At 70.2% G+C, this 24,358-nt stretch carries 19 protein-coding genes; 9 read left to right on the top strand and 10 right to left on the bottom strand.

Annotated elements, in window-relative coordinates; translation table 11 throughout:
• The first annotated feature begins 387 nt into the window (after positions 1-387).
• The 3 genes from WMF17_RS17585 (at position 388) to WMF17_RS17575 (ending at position 4,982) form a co-directional block, all read left to right on the top strand.
• Positions 388-3,567, top strand: a complete 3,180-nt coding sequence (locus WMF17_RS17585; protein ID WP_437650533.1) for an SNF2-related protein — start codon at positions 388-390, stop codon at positions 3,565-3,567.
• Positions 3,564-4,481 (top strand): SWIM zinc finger family protein, encoded by a 918-nt coding sequence (locus WMF17_RS17580; protein WP_437650532.1) that lies wholly within the window; start codon positions 3,564-3,566, stop codon positions 4,479-4,481. The genes WMF17_RS17585 and WMF17_RS17580 overlap by 4 nt, the downstream gene beginning before the upstream one ends.
• A 63-nt stretch (positions 4,482-4,544) precedes the next feature.
• Positions 4,545-4,982 (top strand): glucuronyl esterase domain-containing protein, encoded by a 438-nt coding sequence (locus WMF17_RS17575; RefSeq protein ID WP_437650531.1) that lies wholly within the window; start codon positions 4,545-4,547, stop codon positions 4,980-4,982.
• 67 nt (positions 4,983-5,049) lie between these two features.
• Here WMF17_RS17575 and minE read toward each other — a convergent pair whose 3' ends face one another.
• The 5 genes from minE to WMF17_RS17550 all read right to left on the bottom strand — a co-directional run bounded on the left by minE (position 5,050) and on the right by WMF17_RS17550 (position 11,847).
• A complete protein-coding gene (gene minE / locus WMF17_RS17570) occupies positions 5,050-5,364 on the bottom strand; it encodes a cell division topological specificity factor MinE (RefSeq protein WP_437603232.1) in 315 nt (104 codons plus the stop codon).
• 11 nt (positions 5,365-5,375) lie between these two features.
• Positions 5,376-6,203 (bottom strand): septum site-determining protein MinD, encoded by an 828-nt coding sequence (gene minD, locus WMF17_RS17565; RefSeq protein WP_437650530.1) that lies wholly within the window; start codon positions 6,201-6,203, stop codon positions 5,376-5,378.
• A gap of 238 nt (positions 6,204-6,441) precedes the next feature.
• Complete coding sequence (locus tag WMF17_RS17560; RefSeq protein WP_437650529.1) at positions 6,442-9,207, bottom strand: sensor histidine kinase; 2,766 nt, start codon at positions 9,205-9,207, stop codon at positions 6,442-6,444.
• A 10-nt stretch (positions 9,208-9,217) separates the two neighbouring features.
• Positions 9,218-11,368, bottom strand: a complete 2,151-nt coding sequence (locus WMF17_RS17555) for an ATPase domain-containing protein (protein ID WP_437603229.1) — start codon at positions 11,366-11,368, stop codon at positions 9,218-9,220.
• Positions 11,365-11,847, bottom strand: coding sequence for a hypothetical protein (locus tag WMF17_RS17550; protein WP_437650528.1), 483 nt, complete (start codon positions 11,845-11,847; stop codon positions 11,365-11,367). The genes WMF17_RS17555 and WMF17_RS17550 overlap by 4 nt, the downstream gene beginning before the upstream one ends.
• Positions 11,848-12,619: 772 nt before the next feature.
• Here WMF17_RS17550 and WMF17_RS17545 point away from each other — a divergent pair.
• Both WMF17_RS17545 and WMF17_RS17540 read left to right on the top strand, forming a co-directional pair.
• Positions 12,620-13,438: a D-arabinono-1,4-lactone oxidase gene (locus WMF17_RS17545; RefSeq protein WP_437650527.1), complete on the top strand. Its 819-nt coding sequence runs from the start codon at positions 12,620-12,622 to the stop codon at positions 13,436-13,438.
• Positions 13,439-13,776: 338 nt separating this feature from the next.
• Positions 13,777-14,907, top strand: coding sequence for a sugar ABC transporter substrate-binding protein (locus tag WMF17_RS17540; protein WP_437650526.1), 1,131 nt, complete (start codon positions 13,777-13,779; stop codon positions 14,905-14,907).
• Between the two features lie 37 nt (positions 14,908-14,944).
• Here WMF17_RS17540 and WMF17_RS17535 read toward each other — a convergent pair whose 3' ends face one another.
• The gene (locus WMF17_RS17535; protein WP_437603224.1) at positions 14,945-15,109 is read right to left on the bottom strand and encodes a hypothetical protein; all 165 of its coding nucleotides are present in this window, start codon (positions 15,107-15,109) and stop codon (positions 14,945-14,947) included.
• On the opposite strand from WMF17_RS17535, the gene WMF17_RS17530 reads away from it, so the two are divergent.
• Complete coding sequence (locus WMF17_RS17530) at positions 15,108-15,551, top strand: NADAR family protein (RefSeq protein ID WP_437603223.1); 444 nt, start codon at positions 15,108-15,110, stop codon at positions 15,549-15,551. The genes WMF17_RS17535 and WMF17_RS17530 overlap by 2 nt on opposite strands.
• A gap of 26 nt (positions 15,552-15,577) precedes the next feature.
• On the opposite strand, the gene WMF17_RS17525 is transcribed toward WMF17_RS17530, so the two are convergent.
• The gene (locus WMF17_RS17525; RefSeq protein ID WP_437650525.1) at positions 15,578-16,267 is read right to left on the bottom strand and encodes a hypothetical protein; all 690 of its coding nucleotides are present in this window, start codon (positions 16,265-16,267) and stop codon (positions 15,578-15,580) included.
• Positions 16,268-16,376: 109 nt separating this feature from the next.
• On the opposite strand from WMF17_RS17525, the gene WMF17_RS17520 reads away from it, so the two are divergent.
• Positions 16,377-17,342, top strand: coding sequence for a DUF4423 domain-containing protein (locus tag WMF17_RS17520; RefSeq protein WP_437650524.1), 966 nt, complete (start codon positions 16,377-16,379; stop codon positions 17,340-17,342).
• Positions 17,343-17,827: 485 nt separating this feature from the next.
• The gene (locus tag WMF17_RS17515) at positions 17,828-19,555 is read left to right on the top strand and encodes an ABC transporter substrate-binding protein (RefSeq protein WP_437603219.1); all 1,728 of its coding nucleotides are present in this window, start codon (positions 17,828-17,830) and stop codon (positions 19,553-19,555) included.
• Between the two features lie 28 nt (positions 19,556-19,583).
• Here WMF17_RS17515 and WMF17_RS17510 read toward each other — a convergent pair whose 3' ends face one another.
• The 3 genes from WMF17_RS17510 to minC form a co-directional block, all read right to left on the bottom strand.
• A complete protein-coding gene (locus WMF17_RS17510; protein WP_437603218.1) occupies positions 19,584-21,173 on the bottom strand; it encodes an MSCRAMM family protein in 1,590 nt (529 codons plus the stop codon).
• Between the two features lie 225 nt (positions 21,174-21,398).
• On the bottom strand, positions 21,399-21,953 hold the full coding sequence (locus WMF17_RS17505; RefSeq protein WP_437603217.1) for a hypothetical protein: 555 nt from the start codon (positions 21,951-21,953) through the stop codon (positions 21,399-21,401).
• A gap of 619 nt (positions 21,954-22,572) precedes the next feature.
• Positions 22,573-23,391 carry a septum site-determining protein MinC gene (gene minC, locus WMF17_RS17500; protein WP_437650523.1) on the bottom strand — a complete coding sequence of 273 codons (819 nt, stop codon included), beginning with the start codon at positions 23,389-23,391 and terminating at the stop codon, positions 22,573-22,575.
• A 173-nt stretch (positions 23,392-23,564) separates the two neighbouring features.
• Here minC and WMF17_RS17495 point away from each other — a divergent pair, with 173 nt between their 5' ends.
• Complete coding sequence (locus WMF17_RS17495) at positions 23,565-24,347, top strand: hypothetical protein (protein WP_437650522.1); 783 nt, start codon at positions 23,565-23,567, stop codon at positions 24,345-24,347.
• Positions 24,348-24,358: the final 11 nt, after the last annotated feature.

The raw sequence follows: 24,358 nt of genomic DNA, 5'->3' as shown, positions 1-24,358 counted from the left end.
GCCCGCGCGGCGCCCTGGGCGCAGAGACGCACACGTATGGTGTGGGTGAAAGAAGTCGGCGCGAGAGGAACGGCCGGGGGCGCGGGCGCCGGCTGCGAGCCGCGTGACGCCGCGCGCCTCGCCTGCCAGCCGATCGAGCTCGTCATGCATCCACCCGGGCGCGCCGCGGCGCTCATTCCATCAAGGCATGATCTTTTCCATGATGGGCTCTCCGATCCCGCGAATCGGAGGCTCCAAACAAATTCTGGCAATTCACTGGCTCACGACGGAGTGGTCGCTACCCGTGCTTCAGCGGGTGCGCTCCCGCCCGGCCAGCCGCTTTTTTCACCTCGCGACGCGCGAAGGCCCTTTTCGTCCTGCCCGGTTGTGCAATGAATCTGCGCGTCGATGCCGCTCGTCTTTCTGCCCGACGATCTCCGCTTCTTCCTGTGGGACGACACGGCCCCTGAGCGGCTCGCGGCCCGGTCGCTCGGCGCGACGACCCCGGCGGAGGCGGCCGTGGTCTCCGAGGCGGGCCGCGCCGTGAGGAAGGCCGGAGAGGCCGCGCCGCTCCTCGACGGCGTGTCCGCCCTCGCCCGCATGGCCCAGGACGACCTCGGCCGAGCGCCGCCGTCCGTCGCCGCGTGGAGCCTGGCGAGCAAGCTCGCGCTCGACCTCGTGGTGCGCGAGCGGGTCGTGCCCCGCGTCACGCCCTCCGGCGCCACCGGCGGCAGCGCGGAGGCCCGCTGGGCGGCGTCGCTCGCGGCCCCGGAGGACGCCGCGCGCGTCGCGGCGCTCGCCCGCGCCATGCCGCCGGCGGCGCACGCGGTGCCGGCGGGCGCGCAGGCCGCGGTCGCTCGCCAAGGCCGCGGGCGCCCCCGCGCGGCCGCCGCCGCGGAGGTCTGGTCCGCCGAGGCGCTGCTGCGCGCCTTCCTTGACGCCGTGGCGGACGCGCTCGCGCGCGGCAGCGCGACGAACCGCCCGAAGGCGCCGCCGCGGCGGGCGCACGCGCCCTGGGAGCACCGGCTGGTCCTCGCCCTGACGGGCGCGCAGCCCGCCCTCGCCACGGAGGGGCTCGCCGAGCGCGCGCTCGTCGCCGACCTCGACGCCTGGGTCCGGCCCGCGCTCGGGGCCTGCGACGCGCTGCGCGCCTGCTTCCGGCTGGAGCTGCCCGAGGGCGACCGCGGCTTCCTGCTCCGCTTCCTGCTGCAGGCCACCGACGATCCGAGCCTGCTCGTCCCCGCCGCCGACGTGTGGAAGGCCCGGGGGCGCACGCTGAAGGCGCTCGGGCGCGCGTTCTCCGATCCGCAGGAGGCGCTCCTCGGCGCGCTCGGCGCCGCAGCGCGGCTGTTCGCGCCGATCGCGCGGGCCCTCGGCGAGGCGCGGCCGGTGCGCGTGGCCCTCGATCCCGCGGAGGCATGGGCGTTCCTCGCGCAGGCCGCCCCGGCGCTGGGCGAGGCCGGCTTCGGCGTGGTCGTGCCGGGCGAGCTCCTCGCCTCGGGGCAGCGCCGCCTACGCCTCCGCATGCGCGTCGGCGCGACGGGCCGCACGGCCGGCGTGGTCGCGGGCAGCGCCGGGCTCGGCCTCGACGAGGCGCTCGCTTTCGCGTGGGAGGCGGCGCTCGGCGACGAGCCGCTCTCGGCGCGCGAGCTCGCCGCGCTCGCGCGGCAGAAGTCGCCGCTCGTCCGGCATCGCGGGGCCTGGGTCGTCGTGGTGCCCGAGGAGCTCGCCGAGATCAAGCGGCGCCTCGAGGCCGGCGGCGGGCGCCTCTCGACGCGCGAGGCGCTCGAGGTCGCGCTCGCGGGCGAGGCCCAGGTCGACGGCCTCTCGGTGTCCGTGGTCGCCGAGGGGGCGCTCGCGCGGGCGATCGCGCGGCTGCGCTCGGGCGCGGAGCGCGCCGCCGCGCCGCCGGAGGGGTTCGCGGGGACGCTGCGCCCGTACCAGGCGCGCGGCGTCGCCTGGCTGCAGACGATGGCGAGCCTCGGCCTGGGCGCCTGCCTGGCCGACGACATGGGCCTCGGCAAGACGGTCCAGCTGCTCGCGTTCCTGGCGGGCCGGCGGGCGGCGGCGCCGGAGGACGCGCGCCCGACGCTGCTCGTCGCGCCGACGTCGGTGGTCGGCAACTGGGAGCGGGAGGCGGCGCGCTTCGCCCCTGCCCTGCCCCTCGTGCGCCACTACGGCGAGGGGCGCGCCCGCTCCGCCGAGGAGCTCGCGGCGCGGGCCTCCGGGGCAGATGGCGCGCAGCGCGCGGGCGGCGCTCAGGGCGCCCGCAACACGGACGGCGGGCTCGTCGTGACCACGTACGGCCTCCTCCGCAGGGACGCCGCGATGCTCGCCGGCGTGGACTGGGCCGCGGTCGTGCTGGACGAGGCGCAGAACATCAAGAACGCCGCCTCGCGCACGGCCCGCGCCGCGCGCGCGCTCCGCGCCCCGCACCGCGTCGCGCTGACCGGCACGCCCGTCGAGAACCGCCTCGCCGAGCTCTGGTCGATCCTCGAGTTCGCGAACCCCGGCCTGCTCGGCCCGCTCGAGGCGTTCCGGCGCACCTACGCGGTGCCCATCGAGCGCTACGGCAACCGGGAGGCCGCAGAGCGGCTCCGGCGCATCGTCGGACCGTTCTTGCTGCGACGCGTCAAGAGCGATCCGGCCGTGGTTCCGGACCTCCCGCCGAAGATCGAGGCGCGGGTCTTCTGCACGCTCACGCGCGAGCAGGTGACCCTCTACCAGGCGGCGCTCGACGAGGCGATGCGCCGCATCGAGGAGGCCGAGGGCATCGCCCGGCGCGGGCTCGTGCTCGCGCTCCTGACGATGCTCAAGCAGATCTGCAACCACCCCGCGCAGTGCCTCGGGGAAGCGGGGCCGCTCGCGGGCCGGTCGGGCAAGCTCGCGCGCCTCACGGAGATGCTCGAGGAGGCGCTCGCGGGAGGGGATCGCGCGCTCGTGTTCACGCAGTTCCGCGAGATGGGCGACCGGCTGGTCCGGCACCTCGCGTCGTCGCTCGACACGGAGGTCCTCTTCCTGCACGGCGGCACGCCGAGGCTCGCGCGCGACGAGATGGTGCGGCGGTTCCAGGGCGATCCGCGGGGGCCGCGCGTCTTCGTCCTCTCGGTCAAGGCCGGCGGCACGGGGCTCAACCTGACGGCGGCGAGCCACGTGTTCCACTTCGATCGCTGGTGGAACCCCGCGGTGGAGGACCAGGCGACGGATCGCGCGCACCGGATCGGGCAGCGGAGCGCGGTGCAGGTCCACAAGCTCGTGTGCGCGGGCACCGTGGAGGAGAAGGTCGACCGGATGCTGGAGCAGAAGCGCGATCTGGCGGCGCAGGTCGTGGGCCAGGGCGAGGCGTGGATCACCGAGCTCGACAACGCGTCGCTGCGCGAGCTGTTCGCGCTGTCGCGGGACGCCGTGGCGATCGCGGGCGAGCTGGACGACCGCGACGAGCCGGAGGGCGAGCGGGGCGAGCGAGGCGAGCGAGGCGACGACGATACCCCGGGCGGCGAGCCGGAGCAGCGGCGCGGGCCACGCGGCGCCCGGGGGCGGGGTGCCGGGCGCCGCGCGCCGCGCGCGCGAGGAGAAGCGCAGACATGAGCCCGCCGGCGCGCTGGGTGCCGTTCCATCGCGAGGCCGGCCCGAAGCCGCCGCCGCCTGCGCGGGGCATCCGGATGAAGCGGGCCGGCGCGACCTGGTGGGGCAAGCGCTGGGTCGAGGCGCTCGAGCGGATGTCGCCGGACGACGCGGCCCGCCTCGCGCGCGGGCGCACGTACGCGCGCGCCGGGCGGACGCACGACCTCACGGTGAAGCCGGGCCTCGTGACCGCGCGCGTGACCGGCTCGCGGCCGCAGCCGTACAAGGTGATCCTCACGCTCGCGCGGCTCGACGACGCCACGTGGGCGAAGGCGATCGACGCCATGGCCGAGCGGGCGAAGTTCGCGGCGGACCTGCTCGCGGGCCGGATGCCGGAGGAGATCGACGAGGCGTTCCGGAGCGCCGGGGCGAGCCTGTTCCCGGAGCGACCCGAGGACCTCACCACCGCCTGCTCGTGCCCCGACTGGGCGAACCCCTGCAAGCACGTCGCCGCGACCCACTACGTGCTCGGGGAGGCCCTCGACAGGGACCCGTTCCTGTTGTTCGAGCTCCGCGGGCGCACGCGCGAGCAGGTGATCGAGGCGCTCCGCGCCGCGCGGGGCAGCGCGCCGGGCGGCAAAAGAGCGCGTGGGGGCCGAAAGGGCGCTCCCTGCGCCGCCGAGGCGCCGCCCGTGGCGACGGTGACGCTCGGCCCCATGGAGGCGAAAGACTTCGACGCCTGGCGCGAGGCGCCGCCGGCGCTTGACGTGACGCTCGCGCCGCCTTCCGCGCATGCGGCGCTCCTGACCCAGCTCGGCGCGCCGCCGGGCTGGACCGAGGAGCGATCGCCGGCGGAGCTCCTCGGCCCGCTGATCCGGGCGGCGTCCGAGCGGGCGCGGGAGATCGCGATGGCGGAGGGCAGAGAAATCACCGAGTGATCCGGGCGTACCCACGTCTGCTGCGGCGCCTCGTTCGCCACTGTCGTCGCCGCGTCCGTCGCCATGGCGTCCCCCCACGACAGGCACCGCACGACTGTCACGGGATGCTCGCGCAACGGCAAGGGCGCATTTGCCATAGGCGTCCTCGACGATCGAATCGCCCTGACGATCCCCCACGAGACGAGCACCGCCGGGGTTCCGGCCTACCGCATCGCCGACGTGCTGGGTAGGGAGCGGACGGACCACAACGACTACGGGCTAAACTGGCTCAGCAACGACTTCGATCCATTTGTCTTCAAGAACAACGTCTCGAACGCCGTCAAGCTCCCCATCGACACGCATGCGCTGATCGCCATGATCGCGCCGCGCGGCCTGCTCGTCCGTAATATCGCAAAGTTCCTGAAGCACGAGGGCGAGGCCCCCGGAGAGCTCGTCGTGGGCTCGGGCGGCTCGCTCAGCATGTCGGACTGGGTAGACTGGGAAGCTCCGACGCTGAAATGATGGCGCTATTCGCCGATCCTTCGTGGAGCGCCGGAGCCGGATCGAGGCGCGCCTCGCGCGCCTCGCGTCAGCAGTTCCGCGAGGCGGGGGCGCCCCCGCGGGACGCTGCGGCGCGCACGGCGGCCCGCTCCGACTCGGAGAGCACGACGTTCAGCTCGAGCACGTCGCAATCACCGCTCCGCTCCACGTTCACGCTCACCTGATCCAGATCGATCCGCTCGTACTTCGAGATGACCTGGAGCAGCTCCTGCTTGAGCCGTGGCAGGTAGTCCGGCTCGCCTGTCGTGCGCACGCGCTCGCGCGCCACGATGATCTGCAGACGTTCCTTCGCCAGGGTCGCCGACTTCGGCTGCGTCCTCCGGAAATAATCCATGATCGACATGGTAGATCCCCCTAGGCGGTCGCCGCCTGGCCGCCGAAAATTCGGCTGAAGAACCCCTTCTTGGCCGGCTCCAGGAAGCGGTGCGGGCGCTCCTCGCCGAGGAAGCGCTGGACCACGTCGAGGTAGGCCTGCGCCGCGTCGCTCGTCGGATCGAGCACCACGGGCGTCCCGGCGTTCGACGCCTGGAGCACCGCCGTCGACTCCGGGATCACGCCGAGCAGCGGGATGCCGAGGAGCTCCATCACGTCCTGGTGCGCCAGCATCTCGCCCTTGGCGACGCGCTCCGGCGCGTACCGCGTGAGCAGGAGGTGCGTCTTGATCGCCTCCTCGCCGAGCTCCGCCCTGCGCGTCTTCGCGTCGAGCAGGCCGAGCACGCGGTCCGAGTCGCGCACCGAGGAGACCTCGGGGTTCGTCACCACGATCGCCTCGTCGGCGAAATACATCGCCATCTGGGCGCCCCACTCGATGCCCGCCGGCGAGTCGCAGAAGATGTACTCGAAGCCCGCGGCGCGCAGCTCGTCCAGGATGCGCCCGACGCCGTCGAGCGTGAGGGCGTCCTTGTCCCGCGTCTGCGAGGCGGGGAGCACGTAGAGGGTCTCGATCCGCTTGTCCTTGATCACGGCCTGGCGGAGCGTCGCCTCGCCGCGGATCGCGTTGACGAAATCGTAGACCACGCGGCGCTCGCACCCCATCACGAGGTCGAGGTTGCGCAACCCCACATCGAAATCGATGGCAATCGTCTTGTAACCGAGAGCCGCGATACCGGACGCGAGGTTTGCGGTCGTGGTGGTCTTGCCGACTCCGCCCTTGCCCGAGGTGACGACGACTACCTTTGACACAAGAAACCTCCTTGAAAAATAGTTCGAGAGACGTGGCTGTCCGACGGCCGAGCCCGCTCGGATGCCCATCTCTCCGGCGCTGAGGAGGCGCCGTCGACGTGGTGAGAGCTCGACGCCCACCCGATTCCATGGAGGCCGGGGGCGCGCTCGACTGGGTACGTCATGGCGCGCCGAACGAACAACTTTTTTGCGGCGAAACTTGCAGCGTACCCCGACCGGCAACCTGGATCCAAATTCCCTACATGTAGGCACGCGATAAATCCCGCGGATCTGCTCCCTCCGGCGGGGCGAGCGGGAGCGTGAAGAAGAACGTGGTGCCAACTCCGGGCCGACTCTCCGCCCAGATCCTCCCGCCGTGGGCCTCCACGAAGCCCTTCGCGATCGTGAGCCCCAGCCCGGTCCCCAGACGCGCCGTCTCCTTCGCCTGCCAGAACTCGTCGAAGACGTGAAGGAGCTGATCCGGAGGAATCCCCGACCCTGTGTCCGCCACGGCGAAGAGCGCCTCGTTACCGCGTGGCTCCGCTCGAACGGTGATGATCCCTCCCGCCCTCGTGAACTTGATCGCATTGCCGATCAGGTTCGCCAGGACCTGGAGGACCCTCTCGCGATCGCACAGCACCTCGAAGCTGCCCCCGCCCGGGAGCTCGCCCTCGAGCACCACGTGCTTCTCCGTCGCCAGCGTCTGCTGCATCGCGAGAGCGTCGTGGACGAGAGCGTCCGTCGCGTGCCTCTGCGTCACCATCGACAGCCGACCCGCCTCGATGGCGGCGACGTCGAGCAGGTCGCCGATCAGCCGGAGCATGTGCTGCGCAGCGGCGCGAATGATCTCGGCCTTCTTCCTGCCTTGCGCTCCCGACTCGCCGGCTGGCAACGTCTGCATGAGGAGAGCCGAGGCCACCAGGACGGTGCTCAACGGGTTTCTCAGGTCGTGAGAGACGATGGCGAGGAGATCGTTCCGCGTGCGAATGGCCCGCCGCGCCTGCTGGTACAGGCGCGCGTTCTCCAGGGCCACGGCGGTCCGGCGCGCCACCTCTTCGGCCACCGCCAGATCGGCGATGGAGTAGCGGCGGCCCGTCTCCGTCCCCACGAACGTGAGCGCGCCGATGGTCCGCCCGCGGGCCAGGAGCGGCACCACCATGACGGTTCCCGAGCTTCCTGCGTGCAGGGCCTCCTGATGGCCCTGGTCGTCGGCGATGCGCTTCAGGGCGAACTCGGTGCTCGCGGAGAGGATGAGGAGCGGCTCGCCCGTCCGCAGCACCCTTGCCTGCGGCGTCTCCCGGCCCGGCCGTCCGGCGATCTGCTCCATCCGTTCGGTCATCCCCTGCTTCGCGGGATCGACGGAGGTCTGCTGGAGGCGCTCGACGCGGCCGTCCTCCTCGATCAGATCGACGAAGTAGAGATCGGAGAGGGCGGGCACGAACAGACGCGATATCGCGGCGACCGTCTCTGCGTAGTCGAGCGACGAGGCGAGGACCGAGCTGACCTCCGCGAACAATCGCTGCGCCTTCTCGGCGCGCCTCACCTCCATGATGTTCTGGAAGACGAGCACCGCCCCCGACACCTGCCCTTCTCGCTTCAGAGGGGCGAACGTGCAGCTGACGTGGAAGGCCGCTCGAGCCCGGCGTACGAACAGGTCATCGTCGTCCCGGGCCGGCTCGCCCGTCCGGATCGCTCGCAGCGCGGGGTGCTCTTCGTCAGGTATGGACGTCCCGGTCGCGTGTTGAATCCGGATGACCTCCTGAACGCCTCGCCCCAGGACCTCCTCCGCTGTCCAGCCGAGCAGGCGCTCGGCGGCGGGGTTGAAGAAGGTGATCCGCCCTTCGAGATCGATCGCGAGCACGCCCTCGCCGATGCTGCCGGTCACCGCGCGCGTGAACTCGAGCTGGTCACGGACCCGCTCCTCCGCCACCCTCGCGGCGGTGACATCCATCGAGACGCCTTGAAGCCGAGGCCCGCCGGCGCCGTCCTTCTCCATGTGCACGCGGGTGTGGAGCCAGAGCACGCCGCTGTCCGCCGTCCGACAGCGATGGTCGCAGCGCTGATCCTGCTCGGAGGCCAGCGTCCTTCGAAACGTCTGCTCGAGCGCGCCGCGATCGTCCGGGTGGACGCAGCGGCTCCAGAAGTCGGGCTCCGCGAGCCACCGCCCGCGCGGATAGCCGAGGAGCTCCTCGGCCCGCGCGCTCACATAGGAGAGCTGAAACGTGCGCGCGTCGGCCTCCCACACGAACGAGCGATCGAGGTTGTCCACCAGCGCCTCGTAGCGCTGCCGCAACGCCTCGGCGGCGGCCCGGTGCCTGTCGGACTCGGCCTGTCTCCGCTGGGCGAGCTCGCGCCCCGCCTCCGCGGCCGCCTGCTTGGCGTCGATGGCCGCCTGGCGATCGAGCGCGATCGCGAGCTGGTTGACCACCGCGTTCACGAACACGAGATCTGGCTCCTCCAGACGGGCAGCTCCCTCGACTTGGAGAGCGCCGAAGATCGGCCGCCGCTCGACGACGAGAGGGAGGAGGACGAAGTACCCGCGCGCCTCTGCCTCCGCCCGCTGGCCCCTGGCAGGCTCTCCGGAAGGCACGGTCGTCGTGGTCGGCTCGCCCTCCAGGTCGGCCGACCGCGCGGCGTCCGATCCGGCGAGATAGGCGTACGAGGTCCTGGCATGAGACCTCGCGGCGTCGAGTCGATCGGCGCTGACCTCTTCGGCGTTCCAGACGATGGTCTCTGGCTGAAGGCGGCCTGGGATCTCCAGGATGAGGAGCGCGGTGCGGAGGGGGAGCGCCCGCGCGACGATCGCGAGGATCGCCGGGACGGTCCGTCGGACGCCTTCGAATTGCGTGAGCTGCTTGCTGATCTCGTAGAGGTACTGGACGCGAAGATACGCGCGCTCGAGACCTCCGGAGGCCGAGCTGTCGTCGCCGCGCCGCTCCGGCTGCTCCTCCGTGCGCTGGTCGCCGCGCCTCGGCTCCTCCTGGGGAGAACTTGGCGGCTCGTTCGTCCGACGCTCGGCGCTCATCCCCGCCCCCCTAGGCCTTGTTCTTCGCGGGCAAAAGGGAGGACTCGCCGGCGCGCTCTCCGATCCGGACGCCTCCCTTCCCGACGGAGAAGTAGTAGGCGCCGAAGTCGTGCTCGCTGCCGCGCGTCTTCACGACCACCAGGGTCGGCCGGATCTCTCCTGGCAGGCGCGTATACCGGAGCACGACGAGATTGTCGGCCACCGGAGAGAACTGGCGGTCGGTGACGGTCTCGCTGGAGTACATCGCGCTCGACTCGAGCGTGAGCAGGCTGGTCACGTCGAGCGCCTTGAACCGCGTGACCAGCGCGTAGAGGAGTTGCCGCAGCTCATCCTCCGCGATGCCCTCGGTCTCGAGCTGGCTCACGCTGTCGAGGACGAACCTACGCGTCTTCTGCGCGCGGATCTTGTCGGTCAGGAGCGAGAGGAGCTGACTCGGGCGGACACGCTCCCGCGAGAGATAGATGACCTCGGCGAGCCCCTGCTCGGTCGCCTCCTGGAGGGGCAGCCCCAGGGCGCCCGCGGCACGGATGATCTGTGCGGGCCCCTCCTCGAGCGCCACGTAGAGCCCCGGCTCCCCGCGCTTGCAGCCTTCGAGGATGAACTGCAGCGACAGGGTGCTCTTCCCGATGCCCGCGCTCCCGGAGAGGAGGGTGACGCTGCGCGCGAGCAGCCCTCCGCCGAGCAGCGCGTCGAACCCGGGTACCCCGGAGGGCAGGCGCAGCTCCGTCTCCAGGGGTAGCGGCGGCTCGGCGAACGCCGCATCCGCGCTGTATCGGGGATAAATGATGATCCCGGTCGGGCCGATCATGATGCTGTGTCGACCCTTGAGGTGGGCGGTGTTCCTCAGCTTGTAAATCTCGATGTAGCGCTGGCGCTCGAGCCCTTCCTCCGTCGAGGAGAGGAGGACGACCCCGTCGACCACGGTCTCCTCGACGCCGAAGCGGCTGATCTGGTTGGCGCCGTAGGGGATGTCGGTGGCGAAGAAGCCGACCGCCTGCGCGTTGTGGACGACGCTCGCGAGCTGGAAGATCTTCTCCCGGTCGATCTGCGGGTCCTTGACCTTGTGCAGGAAGACCGAGACCGAATCGACCGCCACGCGCCTCGCCTTCATACCGAGGATCCGCTCGTTCATCATGAGCAGGTGCCCCTCCACCATGATGTTGGGCTGCGGGATGAACACGATCTCGATCATCCCGCGCTCGATCTCGGCGTCGATGTCCCAGCCGAGGCCGCGGGCGGTCGCGAGCAGCCGCGCCTCGCTCTCCTCGAAGGAGAAGTAGATCCCTCTCTCGCCGGCCTTCGCGCCCCTGTAGATGAACTCGAGCGAGAGCACCGTCTTGCCGGTCCCCGCCACGCCGGCGATGAGGAGGCTGGAGCCGCGCGGGATCCCGTCTCCGAGGAGGTCGTCGAGCCGCGAGATGCCGGTCTTGAGGCGCGGCTCGTTGCCCCCGACGTCCTCCCGGTGGATGGTGAGGCGAGGCGCGAACACGTCGATGCCGGCCTGCGTGATGATGAACGCGTGCTCGTCACGGCTGTGGTCGGTGCCGCGCATCTTGACGATCTGGAGGACCCGCCGCTGCTCGCCGGACTCCTCGCGCTGGCGGGCCAGGATCAGCCCGTCGACGATCGAGAACAGGGGGTTCGTCTCGATCTCGCTCTGCCCGAACTCTCCGAGGAGGAACGTGGTGGTCTCCCACGCCATGAGGCTGATCGCGAGCTCGTAGCCGAACTTCCGGAGCTCTTCCTTCGACCCCGCGAGATCGTCGAAGACCTTGAAGCTGTCGATGACGACCATGGCCGGCTTGACCTTCTTGACGTGCTCCATAATGAGCGCCGAGGTCCCGTCGAGGCCCTTCGTCCGAAAGATGGCGCCGAGGTCCACGAACTGGATGGCCTCGTCGAGCTGCTTGGCGTCGAAGAAGTCGAACTGGCTCAGGAAGCGCAGCGTCTTCGCGGTGGGCTCCGAGAGCGTGTTGAAGTAGAGGACCCGCGCCGTGGCCGAGGCGTTGTGGAAGCAGATCTGCTGGGTGAGGATCGTCTTGCCCGCGCCCGGCGGGCCGGCGATCACGATGACCGAGCCCTTCGGCAGCCCACCGTCAAGCAGCGCATCCAGATTTCGCACCCCCGTCTCGATGCGCGCGATGGCCGTCTTCTTCGTCATGACTCAGCTCCCTCGCCGTCCTCGCCCTCGTGGGACCCGGGCGCGCTCGCCGTGCCTCGCTCGGTCCCGCCCGCCTCCTCCTGCCGCGCGAAATTCGAGAGCTCCGCGTGAAGCGCCGGCGTGAGGATCTCCGCCGTCAGGATTCCGAGGACGACGAGGAACTCGATCATGATGAACCGGATCCCCTCCGCGAGCTGGTCGCGGCGCAGGCCGCCCGCGCGATCGTGGAGCTTCTCGCAGCAGAGCCCGGTCGACTCCACACGGAGGGACGAGAGCATCGTGTATCGCTCGGAGGCGTTGTGGAGCACGCGACTCAGGATGGCGCCGAGCGTGACCTCTCCGAGGGTGACCAGGGCGCGCCGCCACAGGGAGGCGAAGGCGCGTTCGAAGACCTGGACGAGGCGCTCGGCTGGTAAGCCCTCGGTGGTCCGCTGCATCCATGCATCGACGCAGGCGCTGTGCTCGTTCGCGTCACGCATGGGCGCTACATCGCGTCTGGGGATCGCTGAGCACCGGAGCGAAGCACGGCCGAGTATGAGCGTGCTTCGCGACGAGCGTCAAGGTCACCGTCGCATGTGGCCGCTCGTAAGGTGCTCGTCTGCTCGATGATGGCCCGGCTCCGCGTGCGTCCGTCCACGGCGGTGTCGCGAGGCCTCTGTGCACGCGTCCGCCTCGCGTCTCGCCGTGCCAGAGCGCGGTCCCCCGCTGGCGCCCTGCGTGCTCGCGACGCCCGCGAACGGGCCCGAGAACGCCCGCACGCTCGCGCTCGCCCGCGCGTGGCTGGGGGAGCAGGGCGCGCAGCCGTCCCGCTGAGCCGCGCCGTCGCGCGGGGCGACCTCCGTCATCGTGCAATCGTGCATCCCGGGCGCCCCGCGCTTCCGATCGATAGGATCGTCGTGATGCGCACCGCAGAGAAAAACCGTCTGTGCGATTCGAGCGAAGGACGACCGCGGTCGCCGGCATCCACCAGGTAACGATCGAGCGGCGGCGCAGGATCCAGCCGAGCCTCGAGAACCGAGGCCGCCGTGATTGCCGGGGGAGCGTCATATTACGGTCCTCGGGGAGCTCTCGGGGCAGCTCACGCCCATTCCCGGACCCCTCTCGCCCAGCTCAACAACCAAGCGGAGCTTATCATGAGAAAAGGCATCATTTTCGTGGCGGCAGCAATCCTTTCAGACGGCACCATGGACGTGATGCTCGACAGGGCCCACGCCCGAGAAGACGCACACCCGCAAGATCACGCAGGCGGAGGTGCTCGGCTATCTCGGCGGCGTTCTCAGGGATGCGCTCGCCAAGCGGTCCAGGTCGCTGGAGGGCCAGGAGCACACGCGCGCGCTGCTCGGCACGGTCGAGCGCAAGGAAGGGGGCCTGCTTCATGACGTCATCGCCGGCATCATCACGGAGCTCGTGGCGCTGCTGCTGAACGGGGCGCTCGGCTCGCAGCAGGCGCAGATCCTCGCGAGCTTCCTCGAGCGGGAGATGCCGTATCTCATCAAGGACATCCTGAGCGCATTCGTCCCGATCGGGACGCAAGAGTTCTGGGATACGTGGATGTGCGGCCTGCCGATGGACAACCAGATGGACGACCAGCTCTGGCCCACGTGGTTCACGGAGCTCTGGATCCCCGTGGAGAAGACGGCGGAGGTGATGCGAGCGCTCAAGACGTGGTATGACGGGGGCGGCGACGCAGCGACGGCGTACCAGCACACCGGCTCGTTCTCGTGCGAGCTCTACGCCGCGAGGAAGAGCGAATTCTGGATGAGCCCCTCTTACGGCGCCGATGTGTTCCGCGTCGATGTGTTCTGGTTCGCGCTCAACGGCGGGAACCTGAACGATTTCTATGGGCCCTTCTGGGATATCCTGAAGCCATTCGGCTTCCGCCCGCACTGGGGCAAATTCGCGCCGCCGCCGAGCTCGGGGGACTGGGGCGACTACTATCGCCAGAACTTCCCGCGCTTCGACGATTTCCTGGCGCTACGCGCGAAGCTCGATCCGCAGCAGATCTTCGTCAACGACTACTGGCGCGCGAACCTCGGGATCCCTGCCAGGACGGAGCAGCAGCAGCAGTGAGCTGCGTGAGCTGCGTCGCGACCGGCAACCAGGGGCCCCTCTCCTCTCGCGCCAATGCTCACATTTCGGCCTAACAACCGCGATCCACGGACAATGAGCGCAATATGAGCGCGACATGAGCGCGACATGAGCGCGATTTCCGAGGATGGACGCCGGCCATCGTGCTCCGGACTACATCAATGGCTTGAGCTTGACTGCGATCCCCATCCCATTCCTCGCCGATCGGTTTCATGCCACTTGACGGCCCGTTCCCAGACGTCGTAGCAAGAAAGATCGAGCAGGCACGCTGGGACACCGCCCGCGACCGAGCGAGCCCACGGACGAGGAGGAGGGATCTCATGACGACGATTGGACGATGCTGGATGGCGGCTTTCGGGTTGACGCTGACCACGGCGGCGTGCGGTTCGAGCGATCTCGCCGACCAGGGCACGGACACCACGCCCATCACCCGAGCGCAGACGCCAGACAACGAGTTCACTCCCGTGGAGCTCGAGGCGACCGTCGACAGCCTCATCGCCGAGCTCAATAAGAGCTCGCTCGAGCCGATGCAGATGGTGGTCCTGCTGAAGAGCCTCTCCGACTTCTTCGAGCCGATCGCCACGGGGGCGAACCGAGCCATGGGGGAGCTCGAGGTCACAGGGAATGTGCTCGCGCCCATTGACCAGTCGGACGATGCTACGACAACGCAGGACCTCCAGAACCAGCAGATCGAGCTGGCGGTGGCGGACGGCGCCGGGGGGATCGCCGTCTCGCCCTTCGGCGACATCAACGCAGCCGCCATCGACAAGGCGGTCGCGAACGGGGTCCACGTGGTGACGCTCGACACCGATATGGCCGCCTCGAAGCGCTCGCTCTACGTCGGCTCGCTCAACAAGTCTGCCGGCGCCATGGCCGCGACGACCCTGCTCACGATGCTGCCCGAGCCTCCAGGCACGGTGTTGATCCACGGCAGCACCGGCACGGATTGGATCGACGGATACGAACGGACGCTGTCGGCGCAGGAGGTGATCGGGGATGCCGGCTACACGTTCGTCGTGAGCCAGGCCAGCTTCGGCGCCGACAACGAGGCCTTCGACGTTGACGGGATGAAGTCCCGGATCGAGACCGCGGATCCGCCCGTCATCGGGCTCCTCGGCCTGTTCAACATCTCGTACCGGTGCGTGCTGGCCGCGGACGCCGCGGGCATACCGGGTGTCCCCATCGTCGCGTTCGACTACGACCCGAAGACCGTCGACTACATGCGCCAGAAGCGCATCAGGGCCACACACGCCCAGCGGCAGTACTACGAGGGTTACCTCGTGCCCTATATCCTCTACGGCATCAAGACCATCGGCCTCGACGCCACCAAGGAGATCCTCTCGCCGCTGATGGTCGACGGGAATAAAGTCAACATCGGCTTCGACGTGGTCCCGTCGGACAAGATCGACGCCTACAACGACTTCCTCCACACGATTGGCGTGATTCAGTAGCGGGGTCGCAGCGCGCGAAAGGCCTCGTGCGGCGCCGTCAGCAGCTCGAAGCCCGAGGATCCTGGGTCCGACCCGGCAGCGCCGAGGTGGCGCAGGGGGCGACCTCGCGACCCGCGGGCGGCTCGCGCAGCCCGCCGGGCAGGAGCCGCCCCGCGCGGTTCCCGCCCGGCGTCGCGGGCGCCGTGGGATAGACTGGGGCCATGACGGTCATCCGCTTCTATCGCGCCGGCGACGCCCACGGGGCCTTCTCCAACTTCTCGCGCCACCCGGTCTCGCTGCAAGGCAAGGTGTGGCCCACGACCGAGCACTACTTCCAGGCCCAGAAGTTCGCCGGCACGGACCACGAGGAGGTGATCCGCAACGCCCCCGGCCCCGGCGAGGCCGCCCGCATGGGCCGCCAGCGGAGCCGCCCGCTGCGCCCCGACTGGGAGCAGGTGAAGGATGATATCATGCGCGAGGTGGTGCTGGCGAAGTTCACCCAGCACGAGGATCTCCGGCGCGCCCTGCTCGACACCGGGGACGCCGAGCTGGTCGAGCACACGAAGAACGACGCCTACTGGGCCGACGGCGGCGACGGGAGCGGGCGGAACATGCTGGGAAAGATCCTGATGGAGATCCGCGAGCAGCTGCGCCGCTCCGCCTGACGCGGGGCCCGGGCGCGGCGCGGCGCTCAGAACTCCGCCACGCTGAACGGCCGCGCCGAGATCGTCGAGTCCGGTCCGCTCCCGGTCGGGTGGCTCTCGGCGAGCCCGCTGATCATGCCGGAGACGGCGCTGCTGCTCAGCGTGCCGCTCAGGTACACGACGACCTCCCTGAACTCCGCGGGATCGACCTCGGTGACCTCGTACGAGCCCTGGAGCGCGGCCAGATCGATCTTGTGATAGAAGCTGACGTCGTCGATCTGCGAGATCCTGAGCGTGACCGCGAACGACTCGTCGAACGCGCCGTCCTCGGTCGAGAAGGCCAGCGGGACATCGATCTGCAGGTGATCCGAGCAGTCCACGGCGAGCGCCGGCTCGGCGCCGCCCGGTTCGCTGTCCGCCAGCGTGGATCGCACGAAGCGCGAGGCGGCGAGCTCGCCCACGGAGACGGTCGCCGTCGTGCTTCCGCCCTTCGCCCACGTGAGCGGGGCGGAGCGCTCTCCGGAGATGGCCGACAGCGCCTCTCGCGCCGAGAAGCCCAGCGGGGAGACGTCGTCTGCGCCGATGTCCTCCTTCTCCTCGTCACACCCGCCCTCCTCGACCTGGACTCCGCCGATCTGGCCGCCCTGGGGGCCGCCGCCCGCGCCGTCGACGCACCCGAGGAGCCCGACGCCCGTCGCCGCCGCAAGAGCCAAAGAAAGCCAACGCCGCTCGCTCATGTTCATGACCTCCTGCGGTCTACCTTGCGTTCGCTCTCGAGGAGACGCCAGCTCAGCTTCGCACATTTCATACCGCAAACAGGCCTTCAGATGTGCGAATCTGCGCTATGTGGACCATGAATCCCTCGCAAAAGAGCTGATCCGCGCGCTCCGCGGACGGCGCTCGCAGCCCGCCTTCAGCCGCCGGCTCGGCTTCCGCACCAACGTCGTCTACACGTGGGAGTCCGGCAGGCGCTGGCCGACCGCGGCCACGTTCCTCGTGGCGGCGCGGCGCGCGGGCCTCGACGTCGCGGGGGCGGTGGGGCGCTTCTTTCCCTCGACGCCCGCCTGGCTCGCGCACACCGACCCGGCGTCCGCCGAGGGCGTCGCGGCGCTCCTCTCGGAGATGCGCTCGATGTCGCCCATCGTCGACGTGGCGCGGCGCGCCGACAGGAGCCGCTATGCGGTCGCGCGCTGGCTCTCGGGCGAGGCCGAGCCGCGGCTCCCGGACTTCCTGCGGATGATCGAGGCCTGCTCGCTGCGCCTGCTCGACTTCGTGGCGCTCTTCGCCGATCCGGCGGCGCTCCCGGCCGCGAGCGCGGCGTGGCGCACGCTCGAGGCCCAGCGCCGCGCCGTCTACGAGGAGCCGCTGCTCCCCGCCGTTCTGCTCGCCCTGGAGATGCCGTCGTACCGCGCGCTGCCGCGCCACGAGCCGGGCTGGATCGCGCGGCGGCTCGGGTTCCCCGTCGAGGACGAGGCGCGCTGCCTCGAACGGCTCGCCGAGGCCGGCCAGATCCGGAAGAGCCGCGGGCGGTGGACCGTCGCGCCGATCCGGACGGTGGACACGCGCCCCGACCCGGACGCAGAGCACCGGCTCAAGTCCTTCTGGGCCGGCGTCGGGCTCTCGCGGCTCACGCGCAAGGCCGAGGGGCGCTTCTCGTTCAACGTCTTCACCGTCTCCGCGGCCGACCTCGTGAAGCTCTCCGAGCTCCACGTGAGCTATTTCCAGAACATGCGCGCGGTGATCGCCGAGTCACGGCCGCCCGAGCGCGTGGTCGTCGTGAACCTGCAGCTCTTCCCGCTCGACGGCGACTGAGCCGCTCACGGCCGCCTCCGCGGCGCGCCGTGCGTCCGTCGCAGTCGGCCGCAGGCAGTGGGCGCTCCACCCCGTGCGCACGAGGACGGCCTTCCCGGCGAGATCGAGCCCCTCCGTGCTCGACGGCGTGGCTCAGGTCGACGAGGAGTCGCGAGGCGGGGGTGGTCACGGTCCGCTCCTTGGAAGGGCCTCCACGCGTACGGAGCCTCCTGTCCGCCCGGTCGGGTCCCCGAGCCGCCGCCAGTTTCGCGAAAGGACGCGAGGAGATCCAGAAATCAGGCAAGGCCGGTAAGTTGACGCGTGCCCACACGCACCGATAGAGTGTGACCACCGGGACGTCGCGCACTGCCCCGGGGGTCCTCGGGCGAGCGTGATGTCGCGGCGCCTCATCGGGCGCGGGATCGGGTGCTGTCATTGAAATGGAGCGTCGCAGGGAGACCGAGGTCGCCCGCGTGGAGAACTTGATGCCTGGGATGAGTCGAGCCATGCCGCGCCATGCTTTCATCCTGTCGGCGCTGGTCCTGTCGGGTGGTGCCACGGCGGGCTGTCGCTCCAAGGGAGGAACGCAGAACACCTCCGCCGCTCCGGAGCAGGCGGCGACGCCGGCGTCGGCGCCGGCGGCGCCCACGCCGAAGCCCGCGAAGGGCGCGGCGATGGTCACGATCGCGCGGGAGCAGCAGGCCACCTGGGTGCGCAACTTCAACCCCCTGCTCGCCGAGGGGAACGTGCGCTTTCCGACGGTCGCCGGCATCTACGAGCCGCTGCTCGTCTACAACACGATGAGGACCGACTACACGCCGTGGCTCGCGACCAGGTATGCGTGGAGCGACGGGAACAGGAAGCTCACGTTCACGACCCGCTCCGGCGTCAAGTGGTCGGACGGAAAGCCCTTCTCGGCGAAGGACGTCTCGTTCACGTTCGCGCTGATCAAGAAGCATCCGGCGCTCGATCTCTCGGGTGTATGGAGGTTCCTCGGCGCGGTGACCGCGGAGGACGAGACCACCGTCGAGTTCGTCCTGAGGCGGTCGTATGTCCCCGGGCTCAGCTACATCGGCCACCAGCCGATCGTGCCGGAGCACATCTGGAAGGACGTCGCCGACCCGGTCACGTTCGCGAACGAGAGCCCCGTGGCGACAGGGCCCTTCACCGAGGTGAAGGTCTTCCAGAACCAGGTGTACGAGCTCGGCAAGAACCCGCACTACTGGCAGGAGGGCAAGCCGGCGGTCGACGGGCTGCGCTTCCCGGCGTACCCGGGCAACGATCAGGTCACCCTGGCGCTCGTCAACGGCGAGATCGACTGGGCGGGCGCGTTCGTGCCCGACATCGAGCGGGTCTTCGTCGCCAAGGATCCGGCGCACCATCATTACTGGTTCCCGCTCGTCGGCGGCACGGCCACGCTGTACCCGAACGCGACGAGGAAGCCGTTCGACGACGTGCGCGTGCGCAAGGCGATCAGCATGGCCATCGACCGGGACCAGATCGTCAAGCTCGCGGCTGACAACTACACGCACGGCGCGGACGCGACGGGGCTCGACGACTCGTACGAGCGGTTCCGGAACGAGAAGGCGGTGGCGGCGGGCGACTGGGTGAAGCTCGACCCGCAGCGGGCGAACCAGATCCTCGACGAGGCGGGCTACCCGCGGGGCGCCGACGGGATCCGGACGAGGAACGGCAAGCCGCTGCGCTTCGAGATCAACGTGGTCAGCGGCTGGTCGGACTGGGTCCGCGCGGTGCAGATCATCACGCAGAACCTGCAGAGCCTAGGTATCGAGGCGTCGATGAAGACGCTCGACTTCAGCGCGTTCTTCGCGGCGCTGCAGAAGGGCATGTTCGACATGTCGATGGGGTGGACAACGGTCGAGCCGACGCCGTACAACTTCTACCGCGACCTGATGAGCGCGGAGCTCGTGAAGCCGGTCGGCGAGATCTCGGCGCGCAACTGGCACCGGTTCGGCGCCAGGGAGGCTGACGGGCTCTTCCATGCGTTCGAGTACGCGACGGACCCTGCCGACCAGAAGCGCATCCTGGACGCGCTGCAGATGATCTTCGTGCAGGCCGCGCCGGTGATCCCGCTCTTCAAGAACCCGTCCTGGGGCGAGTACAGCACGAAGCGGTTCACCGGCTTTCCCACCACGGAGAACCCGTACGCCAAGCTGACGCCGAACAACCCGCCGGAGTACCTGCTCGTCCTGACCGAGCTCCGGCCGAGGTGAAGGCCCCGGCCGGGCCGGGGGCGGCGGCTCAGTTCGTGTCCTCGGCGGCGGGCCTCGGGGTCACGTCGAGGTTCACGGTGGTGACGCCGCCCTCCTCGACGCGGATGCCCTGGCCCACCGGGGTGGTCATGACGGTGATCACATAGTTCCCCGCGGCGAGGGAGGGCACACGGAAGGTGCCGTCCTTGTCGGTCACCGGCGTGTGGCGCTCGAAGCCCGGCTTGCGGCCGCGGTTCGCGGCGATGAGGAGGCGGATCCCGGCGAGGGGCTTGTCGCCGGCGGTGACGCGTCCGCGGAGCTCCCCGGTCCCCTCGCCGAAGAGGGAGATATCGCGCTTCACCGTCTTCCCCTCCGTAACGTTCACGGACACCATGGTCGCCCGGCTCCCCTCGCGCAGCTCGACACGCACCCTCCCGGCGGGCAGGTCGCCGATGCGATAGCGCCCCTCTTCATCGGCCAACACGCTCACGAAGCCGACCGAGCGGGCGAGGAGCGTGAGCTTTGCGTGGGGGATCGGCGAGCCGTCTTCCCGGCGCGCCACGCCGCGGATGCTCCCGCCGGGGGACATGACCACCTTGACCGGCTCCACCTTGCCACAGTCGGCGATGCTCATGGCCAGCAGGGTCACCGCGTGGCTCCCGTCGTAGGCGCGCACGTGGACCTCCCCCGTGGGCACATGGTCGAGCCGGAAGGTGCCGTCGTCCTCGGTCTGCGTCTGCTGCACGTCGGCCGAGGACCGGAGGGTCTGCTCGCTCAGGGAGCCGGTGCCGAGGCGCGACTCGGCGTCGACGAACACGCCGGGCAGCGGCGTGCCCTGCGGGTCCTCCACCCTCCCCGAGAGGGCGCACCCGCGGGAGAGCGCGAGCTCCACCGTGCCCGTGTCGCCGCGCTCCACGGAGAGCGAGTCGGAGAACGCCGGCGCGTGCTCCTCGGCCGTGGCCTTGAGGATCACGTCCCAGGCGGGAATCTGGTCGATGCGGAAGGTCCCATCGGGGCTGTCGAACGTCCTCGAATACATCGGCGGCGGGGCCGGCACGTCCTCGGGAACGGCGGAGAGGACATCGATGGTGAAGCGGCGCACCGGCTCCTTGCGCTCGTCGAGGACGCGCCCGGTGATGACGCCGCTCCGCGGGAGCACGAGGCTCACGGTGTCGCCGCTGTGCGCGACCGCGGTGGTGGGGCCGTAGCCGGCCAGATCGACCTTGAGCTGGTACGTCCCGTCCGGCAGGATGAGCTCGAAGCGCCCGCGCTCATCGCTCTTCACGGCGCGCGCGGTCGAGGGGATGTTGCCCGCGACTTCGAAGGTCGTCGCGGCGACGGTCGCGCCCGCGAGCGTGTTGCCGTCCGTGTCATAGACGTCGCCGACGATCCGCGGGCTCTCGGGCTCGCGCGGCTGGGACGGCGCGGGGGATCTCAGGATGGCCCGGTTCCTGTAGGTGGGCGGCCTCCTCCGTGTCTCGCCTCCGGCCTCCTCGCTGCTCGCAGAGAGGGTCTCTTCGGCCCAGGGGCGCGCGAGCAACAGCACCGCGGCCGCGATCGCGATGGCGAGCAGGGCGAGCAGGAGGAGCCTGCCAGAGAACCGGTGAAGTGTGCTTGTTCGCGAGCTGTGCTGTTGCATCGTCGTGTCTCCATGTGGCGTACCCCGGCGAGCGCGCGACCGTGCGGCAGACGCCTTGCACAAAAAGGGAGAGCCGCCGGCGAAAGCCGGCGACTCCCTTCCCGTCAGAGACCGGAGCGCGCGCTGTCGTCGGTCACCGGAGCTCCCGTGTGCACCCCGGGAGCTCCGGCCGGCCGCCGATCTGCGGCCCTCCGGATCGTGCGTCGAGGATCAGCCGTCCGTCGGCTACTCCTCGCCGGTCCCCTCCTCCACTTCCTCCTCCGGCTCCACCTCCGTCGCGTCATCGTCCTGGCTCAGAAAATTGCAGCTGTAGTTGACGAAGCCGAGCTCCTTGAAGCTGCACGCGCCCCAGAGGTTGCCCATGGCGTCCTCGCCACCCGAAAACGCCCGCAGCTTCCGCTTCGCATTCTTGAAGAAGAGCTTGCTCACCCTGTCGGGATCGATGGTGACGAAGGTAACGACCGGATCCTCGTCGAACTGCTCACAATCGTAGTGGCCGGTCGTCATCTTCTCGAAGAGGTAGAAGTTGGTGCTGTCCAGCAAATCCCCGGTGAACTTCACCTTGCAGGAGTGCGCACAGAACTCCGCCGGGTAACCGAGGATTCTCCCTTCATCGTCGTCCTGGAGAAAAGAAGGATCGCACTTCGCCGTGTTTGCAGCGGAGACGCCGAAGGCAAAGTCGATTTCGATCTTCAGTTCCTTGTCGATATCGATCGCCATCGCGCTGGTGGAGAGCGTCGCGGCGGAAAGGACAACGAGCGAGATAAGCGACTTCTTCATGGAAACCCTCCCATTATGACCACAGATCAATTATCCCACGCCGGGACATCGCTCCCGGCGCACAGCTCCGCATCGGCCTGTGGTTCGGCGACGTCTGGCGCCAGCTCACCTGCCTCTTGCGGGCCCGAAGGCGGTCACGCGCTCCGTCGAGCTCTGCGTGACAGCGAGCGGTAAGCTATTCCACGACTGCGCCGGTGCAAGAGCTTTTTCAGCTGGTGGTTTTGTTTCAGGGTAGTCGCGCTGGACGATAACTGTTTCTTCCAGCGTCGCCAGCTTGCGGGAACACGGGGTTCGTCCTCGCACCATCACGCCTGTCCAGATCTGTCACCGGTGTCTCCGCGGTGGTCCGGACGCGAGATGTCGACCGTCTCTGGTCCGGCAGAGGGCGTTCGAGCCGAACGTCAGCTGCCATGCGTGAGCGGCGGATCTGCGGCGAAAGCTGCCAGTACGAACGCGCTCGTCCCGGGTGGTCCTCCGTGGAGGAGGCTCGGGAGCCCATGACGGCGAGGCCCCCGGCGGGCAGTTCGCCCCGGGTGGCCAGCCGGGGCGTCCCGAACGGCTCGACGGGCTCGACGGAACGCCGTCGGCGCTGGGATCCCCGCCGGAGGGCGCCTGAGCGCTAGAGCCGCGTGATCACGAGCCCGTCGTTCTGCACCGAGATGCGTGCGGGCTTGCCGCGGTGCTCGTCGGGGATCTCGTCGGCCATGAGGTAGCGGCCGGCGATCGAGACGAACTCCGCCTCGAGGCTCATGCAGAAGATGCTCGCGTCCGCGTTGTTGTGGGCGCCGGCCATGGCGCGGCCGCGGAGCGGCGCGTAGACGTGGATGTTGTCGTTGGCGATGAGCTCCGCGCCCGAGCTGACCGGCGAGAGGACCACGAGATCGCCGTGGGGGACATAGATGACCTGCCCGCTGCGCACCGGCTGCCGCACGGTGAGGCCCGCGGGCGGCGGCTCGCCGGCCACGTCCGGCGCCGGCGCGGCGTCCCTCGGGCGCCGGGCGGGCCCAGCCGCGCCGCGGTCCGCCCCCGCAGGCCCTACCGCCACGGGCCCCGGCGTGGGGGTGTTCCCCTCGCCCGCTGCATCCCTTCGCGGCGAGCGCGTGAGCGGCGTCCGCAGCACGCCGAGGCCGGCGGCGACGGCCCGCTCGCGCTGGGCGTCCGTCGGGTTGCGCACGGCGATGGGCACGAGGTTGTGCTTGCGCAGCAGCCCGGCGAGGGCCCCGAGGTCGACGGGCTCGTCGCCGAGGGCGTCGAGGTCGAGCAGGATCGGCAGGTGCAGGAAGAAGTGCGGCATCTGCGAGATGTGGTCGGCCAGTTGACGCTCGATGGCCGAGACATCCGCCGTCCGCAGACAGAGCATCGTCATCGCGGGCATCGTGCCCTTGAGCGCGAATGCCTGCTGCTCCTGCCGCTTCTCCCCTCGCCTGCCCGACACCATCGCTGTCCTCGCTCGCAAAAAGGTGCTTCCGCCGCGGCACTGTACCCCGGATCCGGCGGCGCGCGCCGGAAAAACCGGCGAGCGCTCCGGCCGTCAGTCCGGCGTCACGGCCGGCGGGCCGGCGGGCCGGCGGTTGGCTGGTCGCCGCGGACGATGCTAACGGTGGTTTGGCCATGCCCACCGCGCGCCGCGCCTCCGTACGGCGGCTCGATCCTCATCTCGGCTCGCCGGCCTCGTCCTCCTCCTACCCGCGCGCGGGGGATCCGCCCGTCGACGCCCTCGAGCGCCACTTCGCCCTGGAGCTACCCCGGGTGTTCTCCGAGGCGGAGCGCGCGGCGCTCGTCGCGGGGGTCCACGCCGCCCGCGACGAGTGGACTGCCGACTTCGACGGCGAGCAGTTCTCGCTGGGGCGCGCCTTCTACACGCACCTGGAGCAGGGGCGCTCCCGGCTGTACTTCGCCGACGCGGCCGCCTCCGACGCCCGCGTCGAGCGCCGCCTCCCCGGGCTCCAGCGCCGGATGCGCGAGCTCGTCGCGGCGCTCACGGGCGGGCTCGCGCAGCCCCGGCGCGGCTTCTGCGGGCCCGGGGTGCACATCTTCCCCGCGGGGGAGAAGGTCGCGCGCGAGGGCGGCGTCGTCCACTTCGACACCGAGGGGCTCTCCGACTACCACCTTTCCCGGCGGCTCCGCGCGATCACCGTGGTCGTGATGCTGGATCTCCCCGACGCGGACGGCGGGCTCAAGCTGTGGGACGTCCTCTACGACGGGCGGGACGACCCGGGCGACGAGGCGCGCTCCGCGCGGCCCCTCATCGCCGGCTACAGCCCCGGCGGCGCGCTCGTCATCGACAGCTATCGCCTGCACCAGATACAGCCGTTTCCCGGCGACCGAGACCGCATCTCCGCGACGGTGCATGCCGCAGAGATCGACCGCGACCGGTGGGAAACGTGGTTTTGAGGCGCCGCTCC

It is taken from the genome of Sorangium sp. So ce362 (assembly GCF_051519845.1).
GTDB lineage: Bacteria > Myxococcota_A > Polyangia > Polyangiales > Polyangiaceae > Sorangium.
The sequence above is the reverse complement of the archived record's forward strand: the minus strand, read 5'-3'. Positions and strand labels throughout refer to the sequence as shown.